Here is a 19122-nt window from a genome sequence, read left to right on the forward strand (position 1 = left end):
CGTGAAGGGCGGTACCGGAGATCGCCCGCTGTTCGCCCTGTTGTCGACCAGTGGGGTCGGGGACAGTGGGGGGAGCCGAGCGGCGGGGGAGCGAACCGTGGCTCGAATTCAGGTCAATGCAGGGGAAGTTGACGAACGGCAGGTGTTGCGGGCGGCGCCCTGTGGCCATCATGGGCCACGGAGCGACGGAACGGCCGTACCGTGACGGACGGGGGCGTGGAGGCATGGTGGGAGACGAGGAGAGCAGCGGGGGGATCCGGGCGCTTCGGGCCTGGGCCACCGAGGCGACCGAGCGCGGGGCCCGGCTGATCGGCCGGGGGAGGGACGGGAACCCGGTGCCGGCCCAGGAGTTCGAGGGTCCGGTCGCCGAACTCACCCAGTTGCGGGGCCTCCTGGACCACGATCGGGAACTGCTCGGCAAGGTCACGCTGGTCCTCGGCGGCCTGCTCGCCACGCGTTACGCCACCGGCTGCGGCACGGCGGACGACCCGGCACGGGTCCGGAGCCTGCTGGACGAGGTGCGGGACCCGGCGACGGCCGCCGGGGAGCGGATGACGGACGAGGACCGGCAGTGGGCGGCGATGTTCCTGCTGCTGGCGGCGGGACAGGCGGAGCCGGGACGCCCCGTCGGGGAGCCGGGGGACATCTGGGCCGTCTTCGACCGTTCCATGGCGGCGGCGCCCGGCGAGGCGGCCGCCGAGGCGGCGCGGATCGCGGGACTGGCCGCCGAGGTCCGGCAGATGTCGGTGCCGCAGGAGCTGGCGGACCGGCTGCGGCAGATGGAGGACATCGTGTCGTACATGGCACGGACCGACCTCTCCGACCCGGAGACGCTGCTGTCGATGCTGCCTCCCGACATGCCGTTCGGCGACGAACTGCGGACTCTGATGGGGCTGATGGCGTCCCTGCCCGACACGCCGACGCCGCCCCCGCCCCCGGACCCGACGCCGATTCCGATCCCGATTCCGATTCCGCCCCAGACCCTGGCGCCGACCCCGACCCCGACCCCGACCCCGGTCGATCGTGAGCCGACCCCGCTCCCCGACCCCCAGGCCGACTCCGACACCGCCGACACCGCCGTCACCGGCGCGTGGCTCGCCTCCCTGCTGGGTGTGCAGGAGGCCATGCGCACCGGTGATCCCAAGAGCCTCGACCGGCTTCTGAAGCGGCTGGGCGGAGAGCACGACCGCCTGCCGGCGGGGCACGGCCGGGGCGCCGAGATCGAGAACCTGATGCGGCTGGTTCTCCAGCTGGCAGGGCCCCTCGGAGGCAGCCGCGCGGACAGCGGCGAGGCCGGTCGGCACAGGGAGTCGATCATCGAGCACTTCGCGGAGTGGTCGGCCGGTGATCCCGGAGCGGGCGACCTCGCCGTCGCGGTCCGCACGAGCGATCTCCTCATGCGACTGCTGGCGGAGGAGGAGTCGGAGAGCGACGAGGAGCACCGGCGGCTGATGGGCGAACTGGCCGCGCTCGAACGTTCCACGCCCGCCGACCACCGCTTCCGCCGGATGGTGGAGCTGGCCCACGGCACCGCACTCGCCTCGCTCGGCGGGCGTACCGGCGACACCGAGACGGTCGTACGCGGCCTGGCGCAGCAGGAGGCGGCGCTCGCGGCCGGGCCCGCGGCGGACCTCGGAATCTCCGAGGCGCAGCTCGGGGCGGTCCGCGAGGCGTTCCAGGCCTCACGGGCCGTGCTGGGCGGCACCCCTGACCTCATGCCCGCGCCCCTACCGCCGGGTCCGCGGGCGTCGACGGGCACCCGGTACCTCGCCGCCCTCACGGCGTCCCTGCGGTACTCCACCACCCAGGACCCCGCCGATCTGGACGCCTCCATCAGCGGTCTCGAGCTGGTCCGCGAGGACATCCGGCAGGGCGGGTCGCCGCAGATCGCCGCCCCCGCCCTGTGGCAGCTCGCGGAGAACTACCGCATGCGTCTGGGCCGCACCGAGGACCCGGCGGACCGGGACGCCGCCACGGACGCGGCGATGGAGTCGCTGCAGGCGCTCGCCGGTGACGTCGTCCTCCAGGTCGGCCCCGACCACGGCCTGCTGGCCGCCCGTTCCGGGGCGGACCGCGGGGTACGGGCCGCCCGCTGGGCCGGCTCACAGGGCCGGGTCGAGGAGGCGGTGGCCGCCCTGGAACTGGGCCGTGCCCTGGTGCTGCAGGCGGCGTCCACCTCGCGGGCGGTGCCCGAGCTGCTGGAATCCCTCGGCCACCACGACCTCGCGGAGGAGTGGCGAGCCGCGGCGGACGACGGAGGGCCCGGGTCCGGACCCGGACCCGGACCCGGACCCGGAAGCGAACCCGGACCCCGACCCGCCACCCAGGAAGTCCCCGCCCCCGTCGACGGCATGACACCCCACGCGCTCCCCAGGGAACTCCCCAGGGAACTCCCCAGGGAACTGCCCAGCTCCCTGCGCCGTCGCGCCCTGGCGGCCCTGGGCCACCGGGACCCGGACGGTGTGCTCTTCCGTACGCCCACGGTCGACGAGCTCAAGGCCGGGGTCGCCGAGGCCGACGCGGACGCGCTGGTCTACCTGATCGAGGGCGAGGGAGCCACGCCGGGCATGGGGGTCATGGTGGGACCCGACACCGGCACCGGCGTTCGCGCGCTGCCCTACCTGTCCGGCGAGCGGAGCGGCCCCCTGGAGCGCTACCTCGACGCGGCCGCCGCGTACCAGGAGCGACCCGGCGTCCCCGCGGCCGCGCAGGCCTGGGAGGACGCGCTGGCCGAGCTCTGCGAGTGGGCGACGTCGGCGGTGATCGCCCCGGTGATGAGCGGTATCACGGAGCGGCTCGCCGCGAACGAGCACCGGCGCAGGGGCCGCCCCGGCCCTCCCCGGATCGTGCTGGTGCCCTGCGGGCGCCTCGGGATCGTGCCCTGGCACGCGGCCCGTCTGCCGGCCGCGGCACCGAGCGACTACGCCTGCCAGATCATGGTGATCAGTTACGCCGCCTCCGGCCGTCAGTTCCTGAGCACGGTCCGCCGCGCACGCCGCGCCCCGGCCGCCGCACCCGTCCTGGTGGCCGACCCCACCATGACCCTGCCGTACGTGGAGCTGGAGGTGGCGGGGCTTCAGCAGGCCCTGTACCCGGAGGCGCTCCTGTACGGGGAGTTCTACGAACCGCCCGTCGAGCCCGTGGCGCTCGGCACCCCGGACGAACTCCTCGCCGCGCTGGCCGCCGGCCCTTCCGTACTCCACGTGGCGTGCCACGGCTCGGCCGGCACCAGCCCGACCGCGTCCGCGCTGCGTCTGGCGCCCGACGCGGAGGCCTCGGAGGAGCACCGGAACGCCGGCCTGCTGACCGTCTCGCGCCTGCTCGACCGCCCGCCGGGCGACGCCGGTTCGATGGACCGGTCGCCGGACCGGTCGCCGGACCAGTCGCTCGACCACGCCGGCCGGCAGGAACCCGCCGACGGGCCGCTGGTGGTGCTCAGTGCCTGCGAGACGGACCTGAGCAAGCGTGACCACGACGAGGCGCTCACCCTCACGACGGCCTTCGTGGCGAGCGGGGCGCGGGACGTGGTGGGATCCCGCTGGGCCACCCAGGACTCCGCCGCGGCGCTGATGATGGCCGTGTTCCACCACTACGTGGCCGTCGACGGGCTGAGCCCCGTCGACGCGCTCCGGGCCGCGCAGATGTGGATGCTCGATCCCGAGCGCGAGAACCCGGGATCGCTCAGCGCCGACCTGCTCCACGAACTGGCGGGCGGTCCGGAGCTGCACCGCCCGGCGGCCTGGGCCGCCTTCATCCACCAGGGTCACCCGGGCCCGTCCCGGGTGGCCCTCGGACGGTGCAACTGCTCGGAGAAGGAGACGAGATGAACCGGTCCGATAGTGTGGTGATCCGTGCTCAGAGCCTCGGCCCGCGCACGTGACCACCGCACGTCGAAAGGGCCTTCGTGTCGATTCCTTCGCTGGACCACTCCACCTCCGCCATCGTTTCCCGCCTCCGGAAGGCGGGCTGCGTGTTCGCCGAGGACGAGGCGGAGATGATCATGTCTGCGGCCGGTGACGCCGCCGCACTGGAGGAGATGGTCGAGCGCCGGGCCGTCGGTCTGCCGCTGGAGCACGTCGTCGGCTACGCGGAGTTCCGCGGCCTGCGCATCGAGGTCGACGCGGAGGTGTTCGTCCCCCGGAGGCGTACGGAGGCACTCGTCCGGGAGGCCGCGCTGCTCGCCCCGGCGCGGGCGGTCGTCGTCGACCTGTGCTGCGGCTCCGGCGCGCTGGGCGTCGCCCTCGCCGCCGCCCTGGAGGATGTCGAGCTGCACGCGGCGGACGTCGACCCCGCCGCCGTCCGCTGCGCCCGGCGCAATGTCACCCCGGCCGGGGGCACGGTCTACGAGGGCGACCTCTTCGCGCCGCTGCCCGCCGGACTGAAGGGCCGCGTGGACGTCCTGCTGTCCAACGTCCCGTACGTACCCACCGTCGAGATCGAGCTGCTGCCGGCCGAGGCCCGTGACCACGAGGCGCGGGTGGCTCTCGACGGCGGCGTGGACGGTCTCGAAATCCTCCGTCGCGTCGTCGCCGAGGCGGCCGAGTGGCTCGCGCCGAGCGGCGTCCTGCTCTTCGAGACCAGCGAGCGGCAGGCCGACGAGGCCGTGGCGGCGGTCACCGGCGCCGGTCTGCGCGCACGGGTGGCCACGGACGACGAGCTGGACGCCACCGTGATCATCGCGACCCGCTCGGACGCGCCCGGCGCCTCCTGACCCCCACCCGAACCGACCACCGGCATGGAGAACGAGGTACCCATGGATGAGCGTCGGCCGCAGCTCCTCGCCATCAGCGACCTGCACGTCGCCCACGCGGAGAACCGGCAGATCGTCGAAGGTCTCCGCCCGGCGTCGGACGGGGACTGGCTGATCGTCGCGGGTGACGTGGGAGAGCTGACCGAGCAGATCACCTGGGCCCTGCGGACGCTCAGTGAGAGGTTCGCCCAGGTGATCTGGACCCCGGGCAACCACGAGCTGTGGACCCCGGAGGAGGACCCGGTCCAGCTGCGGGGCGTCGCGCGGTACGAGTACCTCGTGGACGTCTGCCGCGGGCTGGGGGTGCTCACCCCGGAGGATCCGTACGCGCTGTGGGAGGGGGAGGGCGGCCCGGTCCGCGTCGCGCCGCTGTTCACGCTGTACGACTACACCTTCCGCACCCCCACGGCCGCGAACAAGGAGGAGTCGCTCGCCCAGGCCTACGAGGCGGGGGTGGTGTGCACCGACGAGTTCTTCCTGCACCCCGACCCGTACGCGGGCCGCGAGGACTGGTGCGAGGCACGGGTGGCCGCCACCGAGCGGCGCCTCGCGGAGTGCGACGACCCCGACGTCCCGTTCGTCCTGGTCAACCACTGGCCCCTGGACCGGGAACCCACGAGGATCCTGCGCTACCCGGAGTTCGCCCAGTGGTGCGGCACGGAACGCACCGCGGACTGGCACCGCCGGTTCCACACCGCCGTGGCCGTCTACGGCCACCTCCACATCCCCCGGACCACCTGGCACGACGGCGTCCGCTTCGAGGAGGTGTCGGTGGGCTACCCGAGGGAGTGGAAGCGCCCCGGCCACCCCAGGAACGTCCCGCGCCCGGTCCTCGCGCCGAGAGCGGCCGCGAGCCCCGTGCCCCCCGCGGCCGGCTGACCGACCGCGTCGATCAACCCTTGTCAGCCCCTTGTCGCCCACTCGCGGATGGATAAAATGTCACACACCATATAAGGGAGTTCTTCATGGCCCACGAGCATGCCCCGGCCCACCGTGCCCACCCCTGGCACGGGATCATGGTCGCCACCGCGCTCCCCCTGCGCGACGACCGTTCCGTCGACTACGACGCGTACGCCGAGCACGTGGCCTGGCTGATCGCCAACGGCTGCGACGGGGTCGTCCCGAACGGTTCCCTCGGTGAGTACCAGACCCTCACCGACGAGGAGCGGGCCCGGGTCGTGCGGACGGCCGTCGAGGCGGCGGGCGACGGAGCCAGGGTCATGCCCGGCGTCGCCGCGTACGGGAGTGCCGAGTCCCGCCGCTGGGCCGAGCAGGCCGCCGGGGCCGGGGCCGGGTCGGTCCTGCTGCTGCCGCCCAACGCCTACCGGGCCGACGAGCGCGCCGTACGCGCCCACTACGCGGAGGTCGCCGACGCCGGGCTGCCCGTCGTCGCGTACAACAACCCGCTCGACACCAAGGTCGATCTCACCCCCGCCCTGCTCGCGAGCCTGCACGCCGACGGCAGCATCGTCGCCGTGAAGGAGTTCAGCGGGGACGTCCGCAGGGCGTACGAGATCGCCGAGCTCGCCCCCGAGCTCGACCTGCTGATCGGCGCCGACGACGTCCTCCTGGAGCTGGCCCTCGCCGGCGCGGTCGGCTGGATCGCGGGGTATCCGAACGCCCTGCCCCGCAGCTGCGTGACGCTCTACCGAGCCGCCGTCGCCGGCGATCTCGCCACCGCGCTCCCGCTCTACAAGTCCCTTCACCCGCTGCTGCGTTGGGACTCCAAGGTCGAGTTCGTCCAGGCGATCAAGCTCTCCATGGACCTCGCCGGGCGCCACGGCGGAGTCACCCGGCCTCCCCGTGCGCCGCTCACGCCCGAGCAGGACACCGTCGTCCGCGCCGCGACCGAGAAGGCCCTTGCCGAGGGGCACGCGTGAGCGCCTGAGGGCTTGAAGGCCTGAGCGTTTGAAGGCCTGGGCGCTTGAAGGACTGGGCGCACCCGCACCCGCACCCGCACCCGCACCCGCACCCGCACTTGCACCGCACCCGCACCGCACCAGGAACCTCACCCGTCCGTACGTCCGAAGGGATCCCATGCGTACGCGTCATGTCTTCCACGCCGTCGACTCGCACACCGAGGGCATGCCCACGCGCGTGATCACCGGCGGTGTCGGGGTCATCCCCGGCGCCACGATGGCCGAGCGCCGGCTGCACTTCATCGAGCACATGGACCACCTCCGTACCCTCCTGATGTTCGAACCGCGCGGTCACGCGGCGATGAGCGGCGCGATCCTGCAGCCGCCCACCCGCCCCGACGCCGACTACGGCGTGCTCTACATCGAGGTGTCCGGCCTGCTGCCGATGTGCGGCCACGGCACCATCGGCGTCGCGACGGTCCTGGTCGAGACGGGCATGGTGCCGGTCGTCGAACCGGTCACCACCGTCCGCCTCGACACCCCGGCCGGCCTCGTCAGCGTCGACGTCCGCGTCGAGGACGGCCGGGCGTGCTCCGTCACCTTCACCAACGTGCCCGCGTTCTCCGTCGCGCTCGACCTCAAGACGGAGGTGCCCGGCCTCGGCACCGTCACCTACGACCTCGCCTACGGCGGAAACTTCTACGCGTTCGTCGAACTCGACTCCCTGGGGCTGCCGTTCGACCGCGCCCACAAGGACGAGCTGCTCGCGGCCGGACTCGCCGTCATGGAGTCGATCAACGCCGGTCCCGACCGGCCCGTCCACCCCGAGGACCCGGCCTTCGCCGGCGTGAAGCACGTCTACCTGGCCGCGCCGGGCTCCGACGCCCGCCGCTCGCGGCACGCCATGGCCATCCACCCGGGCTGGTTCGACCGCTCTCCCTGCGGCACCGGCACCTCGGCGCGCATGGCCCAGCTGCACGCCCGCGGCGAACTCCCGCTCGACACCGACTTCGTCAACGAATCCTTCATCGGTACGGAGTTCACCGGGCGACTCGTCGGCGAGACGGAGGTCGGCGGCCTGCCCGCCGTCGTCCCGACGGTCACCGGCCGCGCCTGGATCACCGGCACCGCGCAGTACTTCCTCGACCCCCACGACCCCTTCCCGGCCGGCTTCCTCCTCTGACCCCACGCCGACCTGTCGTACGACCTCTCGTGCGACCTCTCGTCCGACCGTTTTCCGGCCTCCCGCGTCAGGTCCCCTCCGCCCCGGGACTCAAAGAAACGTGACATTGTACGATGCCCCTCCGTTACTTTCGGAGGACGCACGATGGGTGACCTGAAGCAGTACGGTCTCGTGAGAGCGCACGAACGGCTCCGTGACCAGGTCGGGCATGCCCTCAGGGCAGCCCTGATAGCCGGTGAGCTCCGCCCTGGGCAGGTCTACTCGGCCCCGGGGCTCGCCGGCGACCTGGGCGTCTCCGCGACCCCCGTCCGCGAGGCGATGCTCGACCTGGCCCGGGAAGGCCTGGTCGAGCCCGTACGCAACAAGGGCTTCCGCATCACCGAGGTGAGCGAGCGGGACCTCGACCAGTTCACCGAACTGCGCACCCTCATCGAGGTCCCCACGATCGGCCGCGTCACGGAGAGGGCCACCAGGGAACAGCTGGAGGAACTCCGTCCGGTCGCCGAGGAGATCGTGTCCCGGGCCCGGGAGCACGACCTCATCGGCTACCTGGAGGCCGACCGCCGCTTCCATCTCGCCCTGCTCGCCCTCTCCGGCAACGAGCGTCTGGTCGAGACCGTGGGGGATCTGCGCAAGCGCTCCCGCCTGTACGGCCTGACCGGCCTCGACGAGGCGGGCAAGCTGGTCTCCTCCGCCGAGGAGCACCTCGAACTCCTCGATCTGATGCTGGCCGGCGACGCCCGGGGCGCCGAGGCCTGCATGCTCCGCCACCTCGGCCACGTGCGTTCCCTCTGGGCCGACGCACGCGACGAACCGGCTGGTCGGGGCGCGACCCGATAGGGCGCCGGACGGGCTCCCGGCCGGTCGCGCGACCGCCGTCGCGAGGCACGCCGGGACCCCCAACTCGCCTCTGTCCAGGGGGATTCACGCTCCCTGGGCAGGGCGGGTGATGTGTATATGCTGACGCCATGCATTCTGCCGCCCCGACGTCCGTGAGCACAGCCTCCGCCGCCTCGAAGCCGGCCCCCGGCATCGCCTCGCGGCTGGCCGGCGTCGCGGCCTCGCCGGTACGGGAGCTCCTGGCGCTCACCGCGCGACCCGAGGTGATCTCCTTCGCCGGGGGCCTGCCCGCCCCCGAGCTGTTCGACGTCGCGGGGATCCGGGCGGCGTACGACCGCGTCCTGGCGGATAACCCGCAGCAGGCGCTCCAGTACTCGACCACCGAGGGCGACCCGGAGCTGCGCACCGCGATCGCCGGCCGGCTCGCGGCGCGCGAACTGCCCACGGACCCCGACGACCTGCTGATCACCACCGGCTCGCAGCAGGCGCTCACCCTCCTCACCACCGCCCTCGTCGAACCGGGCGGCGTCGTGCTCGTCGAGGACCCCTGCTACCTCGCGGCCCTCCAGACCTTCGCCTTCGCCGGCGCCCGGGTCGTCCCCGTCCCCACCGACGACCAGGGCATCGTCCCGGCCGCGCTGGAGGAGATCGCGGCGCGCGAGAAGGCCACGCTCCTCTACCTCGTCCCCACCTTCCAGAACCCCACGGGCCGTACGCTCCCCGCCGAGCGCCGCGCCGCCGTCGCCGACGCCGCCGCGCGGCACGGCTTCTGGATCGTCGAGGACGACCCGTACGGCGAACTCCGCTACGACGGCGAGCGCGTCCCCTGGATCGCCGCCGACCCCGCGGCCGCCGACCGGACCGTCCTCCTCGGCTCCTTCTCCAAGGTGATGGCCCCCGGGCTCCGCCTCGGATTCCTGCGCGCCCCCGCCGCGCTGCGCCGCGCGTGCGTGATCGCCAAGCAGGCCGCCGACCTGCACACGTCGACCATCGACCAGGCCGCGGCCGCACGCTATCTGCGCGACAGTGACCTCGACGCGCACGTCGCCGTCATGCGCGCCGCGTACCAGGAGCGCAGGGACGCGATGCTCGAAGGCCTGCCGGCCGCGCTGCCCGACGGCAGCCGTTGGAACCGGCCCGACGGCGGCATGTTCATCTGGGTGACCTTGCCCGAGGGCCACGACGCGACGGCTCTCCTCACGACCGCCGTCGGCCACGAGGTGGCGTACGTGCCGGGGGCGCCGTTCTTCTGCGGGGAGCCGGACCCGAGCGCGATGCGGCTGTCGTTCACCACCCACTCGGCCGAGGAGATCCGGGAGGGCCTACGCCGACTGGCGAAGACCTTCGCCTGACGCGGGCACGATGCCCCCGTTCCCCCAGAGCGGATCGCGCTGCTACGCGGTGGCCCGGCGCGCGTACACCTCTATCTCGATCTTCATGCGGGGGTCGGCGAGACCGCACACGAGCATCGTGGCGGCCGGTCGGACGTCGCCGAAGCAGCGGCGCAGGACCGGCCAGCAGGGCTCGAAGTCCTCGCGCTCGGGCAGCAGGTAGCGCACCCGCACCACGTCGGTGAAGGTGCACTTCGCCTCGGTCAGCGCGGCCTCGATGTTGCGCAGGCACTGCTCGGCCTGCTCCACCACGTCGTCGGAGATCGTCATGGTGGTGTAGTCGAAGCCGGTCGTCCCGGACACATGCACCCAGTCGCCGTCGACCACGGCACGGGCATAGCCGATCTGCTCCTCAAAGGTCGAGCCGCTGAGGATCACACGTCGCTCTGTCATGCGCCGAACGCTAAGTGGCCAGTGCCGATACGTCTAATACGTCCTCATGCATGACCTGATATCTCTGGGCGTATGGACCGACCCGAACTTCCCCTCCCGCAGCTGCACGCCTTCGTCGTGCTCGCCGAGGAACTCCACTTCGGCCACGCGGCCGCCCGCCTGGGCATCGCCCAACCGCCGCTGAGCCAGCAGATCCGCCGCCTGGAAGACAAGATCGGCCACGCGCTGTTCAGCCGCGAACCAGGACGCGTCACGCTCACCCCGGCCGGCCGCGAACTGCTGCCTGCCGCGCGGCGGGCCCTCACCGACCTTGCGGACGGCCTTGCCGCAGCCCGGGCCGTTGGCAGCGGTCAGGCCGGCCGCCTACGGATCGGTTTTTCCGCCTCCCTCGCCCTGACCGTCCTGCCCGGCCTGCTGCGCACCTTCCGGCAGCGGTACCCCGACGTGCACCTGGACATCTGCGAGATGACCACCACGCCGCAGATCGCTGCCCTGCACGACAAGACCATCGACATCGGCTTGCTGCGCGAACCCCCCGCCGCCGAGGCAGAGATCGACTTCAGGACGGTACTCAGCGAGCCCTTTGTGGCTGTGCTGCCGACCACCCACCCTCTGGCCGCCCAACGGACCGTGCAGCTTGCGCAGTTGGCAGACTCGCCCTTCGTGCTGCTGCCCCGTGAGGTCGGCCCACGGCTGCACGACCAGATCACCGGCCTGTGCACCGCAGCAGGCTTCACGCCGCGGATAGCCCAGCACGCAGTGGAGTGGCAGACCGTGTGCGCGCTCGTGGAAACCGGTCTGGGCGTCTCCCTGGCCCCGGCGAGCATCCGGCGCATCCGCCTCAAAGGCGTCGCCTTCCGCAGGATCGAACCCGGCACCGCCCGTACGCGAGTCGCCGTCGCCTGGCGCAAGGACGACCAAAGCCCTCTGGTGATGAACCTGCTGGAGACCATCAGTCAAGATCCGCCGGACGGACCCTAGCCGCCTGACCTCCTCCTCACGCCCTTCTCGCGCCCTCCCGACGCTCTCCCGGCGTCCTCCCGGCGTCCCCCGCGTCTTCCCGGAGCCCTCGGCGCCCTACTCCCGGGTCATCACCTCGTGTCGTTGTTGGGCCGAACGGGTGAGGAGCGGGAGGATGTGCGCATGAGTAGGTACGAGAGGTACGACGTCACCGACGAGCAGTGGGAGGGCCTCGCCCAGGTCGTGCCCCTGCGCGGCCGTGACGAATGGCCGTCCAGGGTCGACCACCGCACGATCCCCGAGCAGTACGAGTCCGCCGAGCAGCGCCGCATGGTCGTGCTGCGGGTCCAGGTGTTCGCCGACGCCCGTGAGGTCGCCGAGTACCTCATCGCGCAGATCCCGGTCCTCCTCGATCTGACGAGCGCCGACACCGACGTCGCCAAGCGCATCCTCGACTTCAGCAGCGGGGTCGTCTTCGGCCTCGGCAGCGGGATGCACCGCGTCGACCGGAACGTTTTCCTCCTGGCCCCGGCCGGTACGGAGGTCGAGGGCGCGGAGGACGAGGACGAGGAGGAGACCGTGGGCGGCAGGGCCGCCGGCGTCCCCCGTTCGTAGGAAGGTCATCTGGACGTAACGGTTCGTCAGGTAGCGGGCTGCGTACGGTCCGGGCATGGACTTCAACGGCGGCAGCACGCTCGCCCGCATGCCAGACGCCCACCCCTCCGGCACCGTTTCCTCCGGGCCGCTTCCTTCCGTCGCCCCCGCCGCGGTCACCGTCACCGGTGCCGTACCCGAGGCGCGAGGACCGGCCGGGGCGGAGCGCCTGGGCAGGTCCGTGACCGGAGCCGCAGCGGTGACACGGGCCGCGACGGTGACAGGGGCCGCGACGGTGACAGGGACCCGGCGGCGGGCCGCCCGGCCGACCGTCACCGAACTGCGCCTGTCCGCGTTCGCTGGCCACCGCGGCGCCGTCCACGCGCTCGGACCGGTCACCCTCTTCGCCGGGCCCAGCGGCAGCGGCAAGTCCACCACCCTGCGGGCGTACGAGGCGCTGGCCAGGCTCGGCGCGGGCGACTCCCTCGACGAGGTCTTCCCCGACGCGGCCGACTGCGTCCCCGAACGCGCCCGGCCCGACGCCCAGGGCCGACGCGGCTTCCGGATCGGGTGCACGGTCGACGGCCCGGCCGGCCCGGTCCACCTCGACCTCGCCGTCCAGGCCGAGCCCCGGCTCCGTATCGTCGGCGAGCGACTCACCGGCCGGGGCCGCACCCTGCTCGCCACCGCCCTCCGCGACCCCGGCCGCAGCACCGTCCAGGCCGAGTGGCACACGGCCGGCGCCACCCCCGTCACCCGCGCACCACTCCCCGACGACCTGCTCGGTACGGCCCTGCTCCCGCTGCGGGTCGCGGGCAAGACCCCCGGCCAGCTGCAGGTCCTGGCCGCCGCCGAGCAGGTGGTCATCGGACTGCGATCGGCCTTCCCGTGCGACCCCCGGCCCGAAGGGATGCGGGCCCCCGTCCTCCCCGGCGAAGGACGGCTACGGCGCGACTGCGCCAACCTCGCCGAGGTCCTGCACCGCACCCACACGGACTGCCCGCGCCGCCACCAGCGCCTCGCGGCCGTGGCGGGAGCCGGCTGCGCGGGACCCGTCACCGGGGTCGGCGTCCGGGAACTGCCGGACGGCACCGTCCGCGCGGTCCTGGAACGGGACGGCCGGCCCGCGACCCCGCTCGGGCGTCTCGGCGACGGCGAACTGCGCTACCTCGCCCTGGCGCTCACCCTGCTCACGGGCCCCGGGGTGCTGGCGATGGACCGGATCGCCGAGGTGCCCGAGGCCATGCAGAGCCTGACCCTGCTCACCGACGGGCTCGACCGGGGGCTCGACGTGCGCCAGGTGCGCGGACTGCTCGGCCTCGCGGTGGGCGTCGCCGCCGACGGGCACATCCGTGTCGTGGGGACGGCCGGGGAGAGGGCGGCGGGGGAGGCGCGGCGGACGCCCGGGGTGACGGTGGTAGACCTGAGCGCGTGACGGACGACGAGACGGGCGGCGAGGACGTGGCGGGCGACGTGAAGGGTGAGGTTGTGGCGGGGGGTGACGTGGCGGGCGAGAGTCTGATGCGCGGCGACGCGGAGGGTGAGAGTCTGATGCGCGGCGACGCGGCGGGCGAGGGTGTGACGGGCGGCGACGTGGCCGCGCTGCAGCGCAGGCTGGTCGAGTTCGCGGCCGCGCGGGACTGGCAGCCGTACCACACGCCCAAGAACCTGGCCGCGGCCCTGAGCGTGGAAGCGTCCGAACTCCTCGAAATCTTCCAGTGGTTGACCCCTGAGCAGGCGGAACGGGTGATGGACGAACCTGAGTCGGCGCACCGGGTCGCGGACGAGGTGGCGGACGTGCTCGCCTATCTGCTCCAGTTCTGCGCGGTGCTCGGGGTCGATCCGCTGGTGGCGCTCGCGGCGAAGATCGACAGGAATGAGGTGCGTTTTCCCGTCCGTCGGCGTGGTGGAGAGGGCGGCGAGGGGGCCGGGACAGGAGATCGTCACTCTTCGGAGTGATCGAGTTTTCCCCGTCGAGCCTACTGTCCACAGATTTCCGAATTCCCCTGGTGTCGGGGCTCAGGCGGCCTCACTCTGGGTAGTGGAATGAGTGGGCAGTAAGTCGTACGAACGGGGGCGGCGTTGATGGAAGCAGAGCGGCTCATCGCGGCCGGGCGGCACGCGTTGGCGGGAAGCGGGACGGCACAGGACATCGTGGCGGAGGCCTGGCAGGCGCAGGCGCTCGCCCAGGCGATAGGAAGTCATCTGGCGCTCTGCGGACCGCTGGAGCTGCGCGGCGAGGCGCGGGGGCTGAGCGAGATCGGGGAGTACCCGGCGTGGGGGGCCGGTGGGCCGCGTGCGGCGCAGCTGACGGAAGTCGGCGATCCGACCGCGGCGTTGACCGCGCTGGGGGCCTTGCTCGGGGAGGTCGGGATCGCGCTCGTCGGGGTCGCCTGTGCCACCGACGAGGAGGGGCTCTACTGGCAGTGTATCGAGGCCATCGACGCGGTCGACGAGTCGAACGACCGGGTGGGCGGGATGCTGCGGCGGCTGGCCGTGCGCGATCGGGAGCGGGCCCGGCCGCCCGACCCGGCCCGAGGCCGGGCGGGCCCCGGACCGGGTCCGGCGTGAACGGCGGACGGCGATCGGCCGGGGCGGTGCGGGGGTGGCTCTAGGAGGACCGTGTGTCGCCGCGGTACTGATCGGAGCCGCGATCCTCGGTTCCCTGCCGGCCGGCTCCGTACTGGCCGTCGTCGGCGCCGGGATACTCGGGGCCGGACTGGTTCGGGCCGGACTGGTTCGGGTCGGGCTGGAGGGGCTCCGGGTCCAGGCGCTCGGCCGAGGACTGGATGTCGGCGTCCAGCTGGGAGAGGTCGGCGGAGAGCGCCGCCATCAGCTCCTCCATCTGCTGGAGCAGGCCCTTGGGAGCGCCGGCGTCCTTCTGCTCGGGCACGGACTGCGGCACAGACTGCGCGGGCACGGCCCGCTCCGGCGCGGCTTCCTGGGACATGGCGGCCTCCTCGGCCCGGACCCCGCCGCCGTGGACGGGGACACGAGAGAGAGCGACGCACCGGCAGCGGCCGCCGGCACGTGGGCCGGGCGGTCCGGCTCCGCCCGAGCCAACGACGGGTCCCCGGCCCCGGTCACTGGCCAGGGCGGACGCGGCCCGCCAGGGGGACGGATATTCACCCGACCGGGCCGGAGCGGTCCGTGAGGTGACGGAGAGGTTGACACGCACCCGGCGGTGCAGGATGGAGGTATGGATCTTCGCATCTTCACGGAACCCCAGCAGGGGGCCGAATACGACACCCTCCTCACGGTGGCCCGGGCCACCGAGGAGCTCGGATTCGATGCCTTCTTCCGCTCCGATCATTACCTGAGCATGGGCTCGTCCGACGGACTTCCGGGACCGACGGACGCCTGGATCACCCTGGCCGGTCTGGCCCGGGAGACGAAGCGGATCCGTCTCGGCACCCTGATGACCGCCGGTACGTTCCGGCTTCCCGGCGTCCTCGCCATCCAGGTCGCCCAGGTGGATCGGATGTCCGGTGGCCGGGTCGAACTGGGCCTCGGTGCGGGCTGGTTCGAGGAGGAGCACAAGGCCTACGGCATCCCGTTCCCGAAGGAGAGGTTCGGCCGGCTGGAGGAGCAGCTGGCGATCGTCACCGGACTGTGGGAGACCGGGCTCGGGAAGACCTTCTCCTACGAGGGGGAGTACTACCGCCTCACCGACTCGCCGGCCCTGCCCAAGCCCGCGCAGGACCGGATCCCCGTGCTGATCGGCGGGCACGGCGCGAGCCGCACCCCGAGGCTGGCCGCGCGGTACGCGGACGAGTTCAACATCCCGTTCGCCTCACTGGAGGACAGCGAGCGGCAGTTCGGCCGGGTCCGGGCAGCGGCGGAGTCGGCGGGACGGCCGCCCGGCGACCTCGTGTACTCCAACGCGCTCGTGGTCTGTGTCGGCAAGGACGACGCCGAGGTGGCCCGCCGGGCCGCCGCCATCGGGCGGGACGTGGACGAGTTGAAGGCGAACGGTCTCGCGGGTTCGCCCGCCGAGGTCGTCGACAAGCTCGGGCGGTACGCGGCCATCGGCTCCTCCCGGGTCTACCTCCAGGTCCTCGACCTGGACGACCTGGACCATCTGGAGCTGATCTCCGCGCGGGTCCAGTCGCAGCTGGGATGAGCGGGGTGAGGCGATGAAACCGGTCCGTGCGTTCGCCGAAGCCCTCGGCGAGGGCCCGCTCGTCCTGGACGGCGGGCTGTCCAACCAGCTGGAGGCGCAGGGCTGCGACCTCTCGGACGCGCTCTGGTCCGCGCGGCTCCTGGCCGACGGGCCCGAGCAGATCGAGGCGGCCCACGCGGCGTACGTGCGGGCCGGCGCCCGGGTGGTCACCACCGCCGGCTACCAGGCGACCTTCGAGGGCTTCGCCCGGCGGGGCGTGAGCCGGACGGGGACGGCACGGCTCCTCGCCCGGAGCGTGGAGCTCGCCCGGGCCGCGGGCGAGGGGATCGGGGAGGAGGTCTGGGTCGCCGCGTCCGTCGGGCCGTACGGCGCGATGCTCGCGGACGGGAGCGAGTACCGGGGACGGTACGGGCTGTCGGTGCGGGAGCTCGAACGGTTCCATCGGCCCCGGATCGAGGTGCTGGCCGCGGCCGGGCCCGACGTCCTGGCGCTGGAGACGGTGCCCGACACCGACGAGGCGGAGGCGCTGCTGCGGGCGGTCGAGGGGTGCGGGGTGCCCGTGTGGCTGTCGTACACGGTCGAGGGAGGGCGGACGAGGGCCGGGCAGGAGCTGGCGGGGGCCTTCGCGGTCGCCGCGGGGAACGACCAGGTGGTGGCGGTGGGCGTCAACTGCTGCGACCCGGACGGAGTGGGGGCCGCGGTGGAGCTCGCCGTCGCCGTGACGGGGAAACCGGCCGTCGCCTACCCGAACAGCGGGGAACGGTGGGACGCCGACGCGCGCGGCTGGCGCGGCGACTCCACCTTCGACCCGTCCCGGGCCGCCGCCTGGGCGGGAGCAGGCGCCCGTCTGATCGGCGGCTGCTGCCGCGTCGGCCCGCCCACGATCGCCACCGTGGCCCGAGCGCTGACGCCCGGGACCTGACGCCCTGCCCTCGCCGTCCCGCGGGGGCGGGTCGGCAAGGGGCGGGAGCGGGCAGGAAGGGGTGACGGGGCGTCGGGGCGTCGGGGCGCGCGGAAAATGTCTGGTCGGGAGGGGAGGGGCGACTCATACTCGGACGTGTGTTCCTGACTATCAGCACGACCGGCAACCCGGAGCGACCCGCGACCGATCTCGGATTTCTGCTGCACAAGCATCCCGAGCGGGCGCAGGCGTTCTCGACCTCGCACGGCACTCCGTAGATGCCCTGGTTGAAACCACGCTAGCCTCTGGGCCATGACCAACCCCCAGAGAGCGCTGCTCGCCGCGCGCATCAGCGTCGACACCGACGAATCAACTTCCATCGCCCGGCAGTTGGAGAAGCTGGACGCATGGGCGCAGCAGTACAGCTACGCCGTAGCGGGTGTAGTTGAGGACCGGTCCGTCTCTGGCTCGATAGACCTCCCCGACCGCCCATCCATGGGCCCGTGGCTCACCGAGGAAGGGCGAGAACAGTGGGACGTCTTGGCGGTCACCACACAGGACCGGCTGAGCCGTGACGATCTCCACTTCATGGCGTTCGTAAAGAACGTCCTGGACTGGGGCAAGCTCCTCGTTGTCCTGGACGATCCGTCGTTCGACATCTCCACGGAGACAGGACGGCTCATCGCCTATGCCAAGGCGACACAGGCGGCAGCAGAGCTGCGGAAGATCCGGCAGCGTGTCTCTGACGCTCGGTCCTACCTGCGCAGGAACGGCCTGTTCGCTGGCGGTACAACGCCCTGCGGCTACCTCTACGAGGAGTCCCCGGACGGCCGGCACTACGTCCTCATCCCTGAGCCCACCTACTCCAAGCTGGTCAAGGAGATGTCAGAGCGGGTACGGGCAGGCGTGTCCACCAACCAGCTAGCCCGTGAGCTGAACGCCAAGGGTGTACTGACGTGGCGTGACCACCTGCGGGTCCTGAGGGGGCAGAAGACCAAGCACAGAGACGGGAAGGCGCTCACAGAGGCGCAGGGGACCAAGTGGAGCCCTCAGGTTGTGCAGCGCATCCTCAAGCACCCTTCCTGCGCTGGCTTCCTGGCCTACAAGGGGGAGCCGTTCGAGGACGACGAAGGTAACCCGGTCATGGCGACCGAGTATCCGATCCTCACTCAGGCAGAGTGGCAAGCCACGGTGCAGGCGGTCACCTCCCGTGGACTGTCAAACATCCGGCGGACCAACGAAGCATCGCTGCTCACTGGTACTGGCTACTGCGGTAGCTGCGGTGCGCGGCTCTTCTGTCACCGGCTCAAGAAGACGTTGGCGTCAGGAGAGGTCAAGACCTACCGGCACTACTCCTGTACGTCCCACTCCAAGGGAACGCCCTGTAGCTCTCCCGTGCGCATCCCTGAGGCTCTGCTGAACGAGATCTTCGAGGATGCCCTACTGAGCCGTCTCGGAGAGCTTGCAGAGGTCGTCAAGGTGACTGAGCCGGGGGAGGACCACACGGCAGAGCTGGAACAGGTCACGGCGCGTCTGCTGCGCCTGGAGAAGGACTATGAGAACGGCAAGTACGACGACCCCGAGAAAGAAGAGTCCTACTGGCGGATGCACGGGAACCTCACCAGGAAGCAGAAAGAACTCAAGGCCAAGCCCGTCCGTCCTGCGGTCACCCGCTACGTGCCCACGGGGCTCACGCTGGCGCAGAAGTGGGGCGGCATGCGGACCGATGAACGCAGGGACTACCTGACAGGCAGGGGCGTCAAGGTCTGGGCATGGAAGAACGCCATTCCCAACGTTGCCCACGGGGCTGTCGTATCGCTTGGTGACCTGAAAGAGCTTGCCCGAGCAGCAGGGCTTGACGCTGCGTCAGTAGAGGGATGGCAGGTGTCGAGCTGGAACGTGCCAGCGCACTGGACTGCCCCTGAGCTGCGAGAGTTCGTCACAGACCCGGTACCCGACGTCCTGTCAGGGCTATTCGGAGAAGATAAAGATAATTCATAAAGTAAAGCCTCGCAGAAATGCGGGGCTTTATTGTTTTCAGTGAATTGAATTCAGAATAAAGGCCCCCCATCATTAAAAAGTCGAATTGAATTCGGGGTGGTCTAGTCGCGCGGGTGCCTTGAGTCCC

At 72.0% G+C, this 19122-nt stretch carries 18 protein-coding genes; 16 read left to right on the forward strand and 2 right to left on the reverse strand.

Features of this window, described 5'->3' with window-relative positions; genetic code table 11:
• The first annotated feature begins 224 nt into the window (after positions 1-224).
• The 7 genes from OG580_RS27665 (at position 225) to OG580_RS27695 (ending at position 9984) form a co-directional block, all read left to right on the forward strand.
• Positions 225-3827, forward strand: coding sequence for a CHAT domain-containing protein (locus tag OG580_RS27665; protein WP_267046363.1), 3603 nt, complete (start codon positions 225-227; stop codon positions 3825-3827).
• Between the two features lie 77 nt (positions 3828-3904).
• On the forward strand, positions 3905-4711 hold the full coding sequence (locus OG580_RS27670; RefSeq protein ID WP_267046364.1) for a putative protein N(5)-glutamine methyltransferase: 807 nt from the start codon (positions 3905-3907) through the stop codon (positions 4709-4711).
• Between the two features lie 42 nt (positions 4712-4753).
• Complete coding sequence (locus tag OG580_RS27675) at positions 4754-5629, forward strand: metallophosphoesterase (RefSeq protein ID WP_267046365.1); 876 nt, start codon at positions 4754-4756, stop codon at positions 5627-5629.
• An 86-nt stretch (positions 5630-5715) separates the two neighbouring features.
• Entirely contained in the window at positions 5716-6630 is a 915-nt protein-coding gene (locus OG580_RS27680) for a dihydrodipicolinate synthase family protein (RefSeq protein ID WP_267046366.1), read from the forward strand.
• Positions 6631-6787: 157 nt separating this feature from the next.
• Positions 6788-7792, forward strand: coding sequence for a proline racemase family protein (locus OG580_RS27685; RefSeq protein ID WP_267046367.1), 1005 nt, complete (start codon positions 6788-6790; stop codon positions 7790-7792).
• A 144-nt stretch (positions 7793-7936) separates the two neighbouring features.
• Positions 7937-8632 (forward strand): GntR family transcriptional regulator, encoded by a 696-nt coding sequence (locus OG580_RS27690; RefSeq protein ID WP_267046368.1) that lies wholly within the window; start codon positions 7937-7939, stop codon positions 8630-8632.
• Positions 8633-8760: 128 nt separating this feature from the next.
• The gene (locus OG580_RS27695; RefSeq protein ID WP_267046369.1) at positions 8761-9984 is read left to right on the forward strand and encodes a PLP-dependent aminotransferase family protein; all 1224 of its coding nucleotides are present in this window, start codon (positions 8761-8763) and stop codon (positions 9982-9984) included.
• 42 nt (positions 9985-10026) lie between these two features.
• Here the strand turns inward: OG580_RS27695 and OG580_RS27700 are convergent, their stop codons facing one another.
• On the reverse strand, positions 10027-10416 hold the full coding sequence (locus OG580_RS27700; RefSeq protein WP_267046370.1) for a RidA family protein: 390 nt from the start codon (positions 10414-10416) through the stop codon (positions 10027-10029).
• A 72-nt stretch (positions 10417-10488) separates the two neighbouring features.
• Here OG580_RS27700 and OG580_RS27705 point away from each other — a divergent pair, with 72 nt between their 5' ends.
• The 5 genes from OG580_RS27705 (at position 10489) to OG580_RS27725 (ending at position 14541) form a co-directional block, all read left to right on the forward strand.
• Positions 10489-11397 carry a LysR family transcriptional regulator gene (locus tag OG580_RS27705; protein ID WP_267046371.1) on the forward strand — a complete coding sequence of 303 codons (909 nt, stop codon included), beginning with the start codon at positions 10489-10491 and terminating at the stop codon, positions 11395-11397.
• 162 nt (positions 11398-11559) lie between these two features.
• On the forward strand, positions 11560-11991 hold the full coding sequence (locus OG580_RS27710; RefSeq protein ID WP_267046372.1) for a cell division protein SepF: 432 nt from the start codon (positions 11560-11562) through the stop codon (positions 11989-11991).
• A 55-nt stretch (positions 11992-12046) separates the two neighbouring features.
• On the forward strand, positions 12047-13405 hold the full coding sequence (locus OG580_RS27715; RefSeq protein ID WP_267046373.1) for an ATP-binding protein: 1359 nt from the start codon (positions 12047-12049) through the stop codon (positions 13403-13405).
• Between the two features lie 116 nt (positions 13406-13521).
• Positions 13522-13929 carry a nucleotide pyrophosphohydrolase gene (locus tag OG580_RS27720; RefSeq protein WP_267048148.1) on the forward strand — a complete coding sequence of 136 codons (408 nt, stop codon included), beginning with the start codon at positions 13522-13524 and terminating at the stop codon, positions 13927-13929.
• Between the two features lie 126 nt (positions 13930-14055).
• On the forward strand, positions 14056-14541 hold the full coding sequence (locus tag OG580_RS27725; protein WP_267046374.1) for a DUF6099 family protein: 486 nt from the start codon (positions 14056-14058) through the stop codon (positions 14539-14541).
• A 40-nt stretch (positions 14542-14581) separates the two neighbouring features.
• On the opposite strand, the gene OG580_RS27730 is transcribed toward OG580_RS27725, so the two are convergent.
• A complete protein-coding gene (locus OG580_RS27730) occupies positions 14582-14920 on the reverse strand; it encodes a hypothetical protein (protein ID WP_267046375.1) in 339 nt (112 codons plus the stop codon).
• A 249-nt stretch (positions 14921-15169) separates the two neighbouring features.
• Between OG580_RS27730 and OG580_RS27735 the strand changes: the two genes are divergently transcribed.
• The 4 genes from OG580_RS27735 (at position 15170) to OG580_RS27750 (ending at position 18995) form a co-directional block, all read left to right on the forward strand.
• Complete coding sequence (locus OG580_RS27735) at positions 15170-16093, forward strand: LLM class F420-dependent oxidoreductase (RefSeq protein ID WP_267046376.1); 924 nt, start codon at positions 15170-15172, stop codon at positions 16091-16093.
• A 13-nt stretch (positions 16094-16106) separates the two neighbouring features.
• Positions 16107-17015 carry a homocysteine S-methyltransferase gene (mmuM, locus tag OG580_RS27740; protein ID WP_267046377.1) on the forward strand — a complete coding sequence of 303 codons (909 nt, stop codon included), beginning with the start codon at positions 16107-16109 and terminating at the stop codon, positions 17013-17015.
• A gap of 137 nt (positions 17016-17152) precedes the next feature.
• Positions 17153-17272, forward strand: a complete 120-nt coding sequence (locus OG580_RS27745) for a hypothetical protein (RefSeq protein WP_267046378.1) — start codon at positions 17153-17155, stop codon at positions 17270-17272.
• Positions 17273-17306: 34 nt separating this feature from the next.
• Positions 17307-18995, forward strand: coding sequence for a recombinase family protein (locus OG580_RS27750; protein WP_267046379.1), 1689 nt, complete (start codon positions 17307-17309; stop codon positions 18993-18995).
• Positions 18996-19122 lie beyond the last annotated feature (127 nt).

The organism is Streptomyces sp. NBC_00094 (assembly GCF_026343125.1).
Taxonomy (GTDB): domain Bacteria; phylum Actinomycetota; class Actinomycetes; order Streptomycetales; family Streptomycetaceae; genus Streptomyces.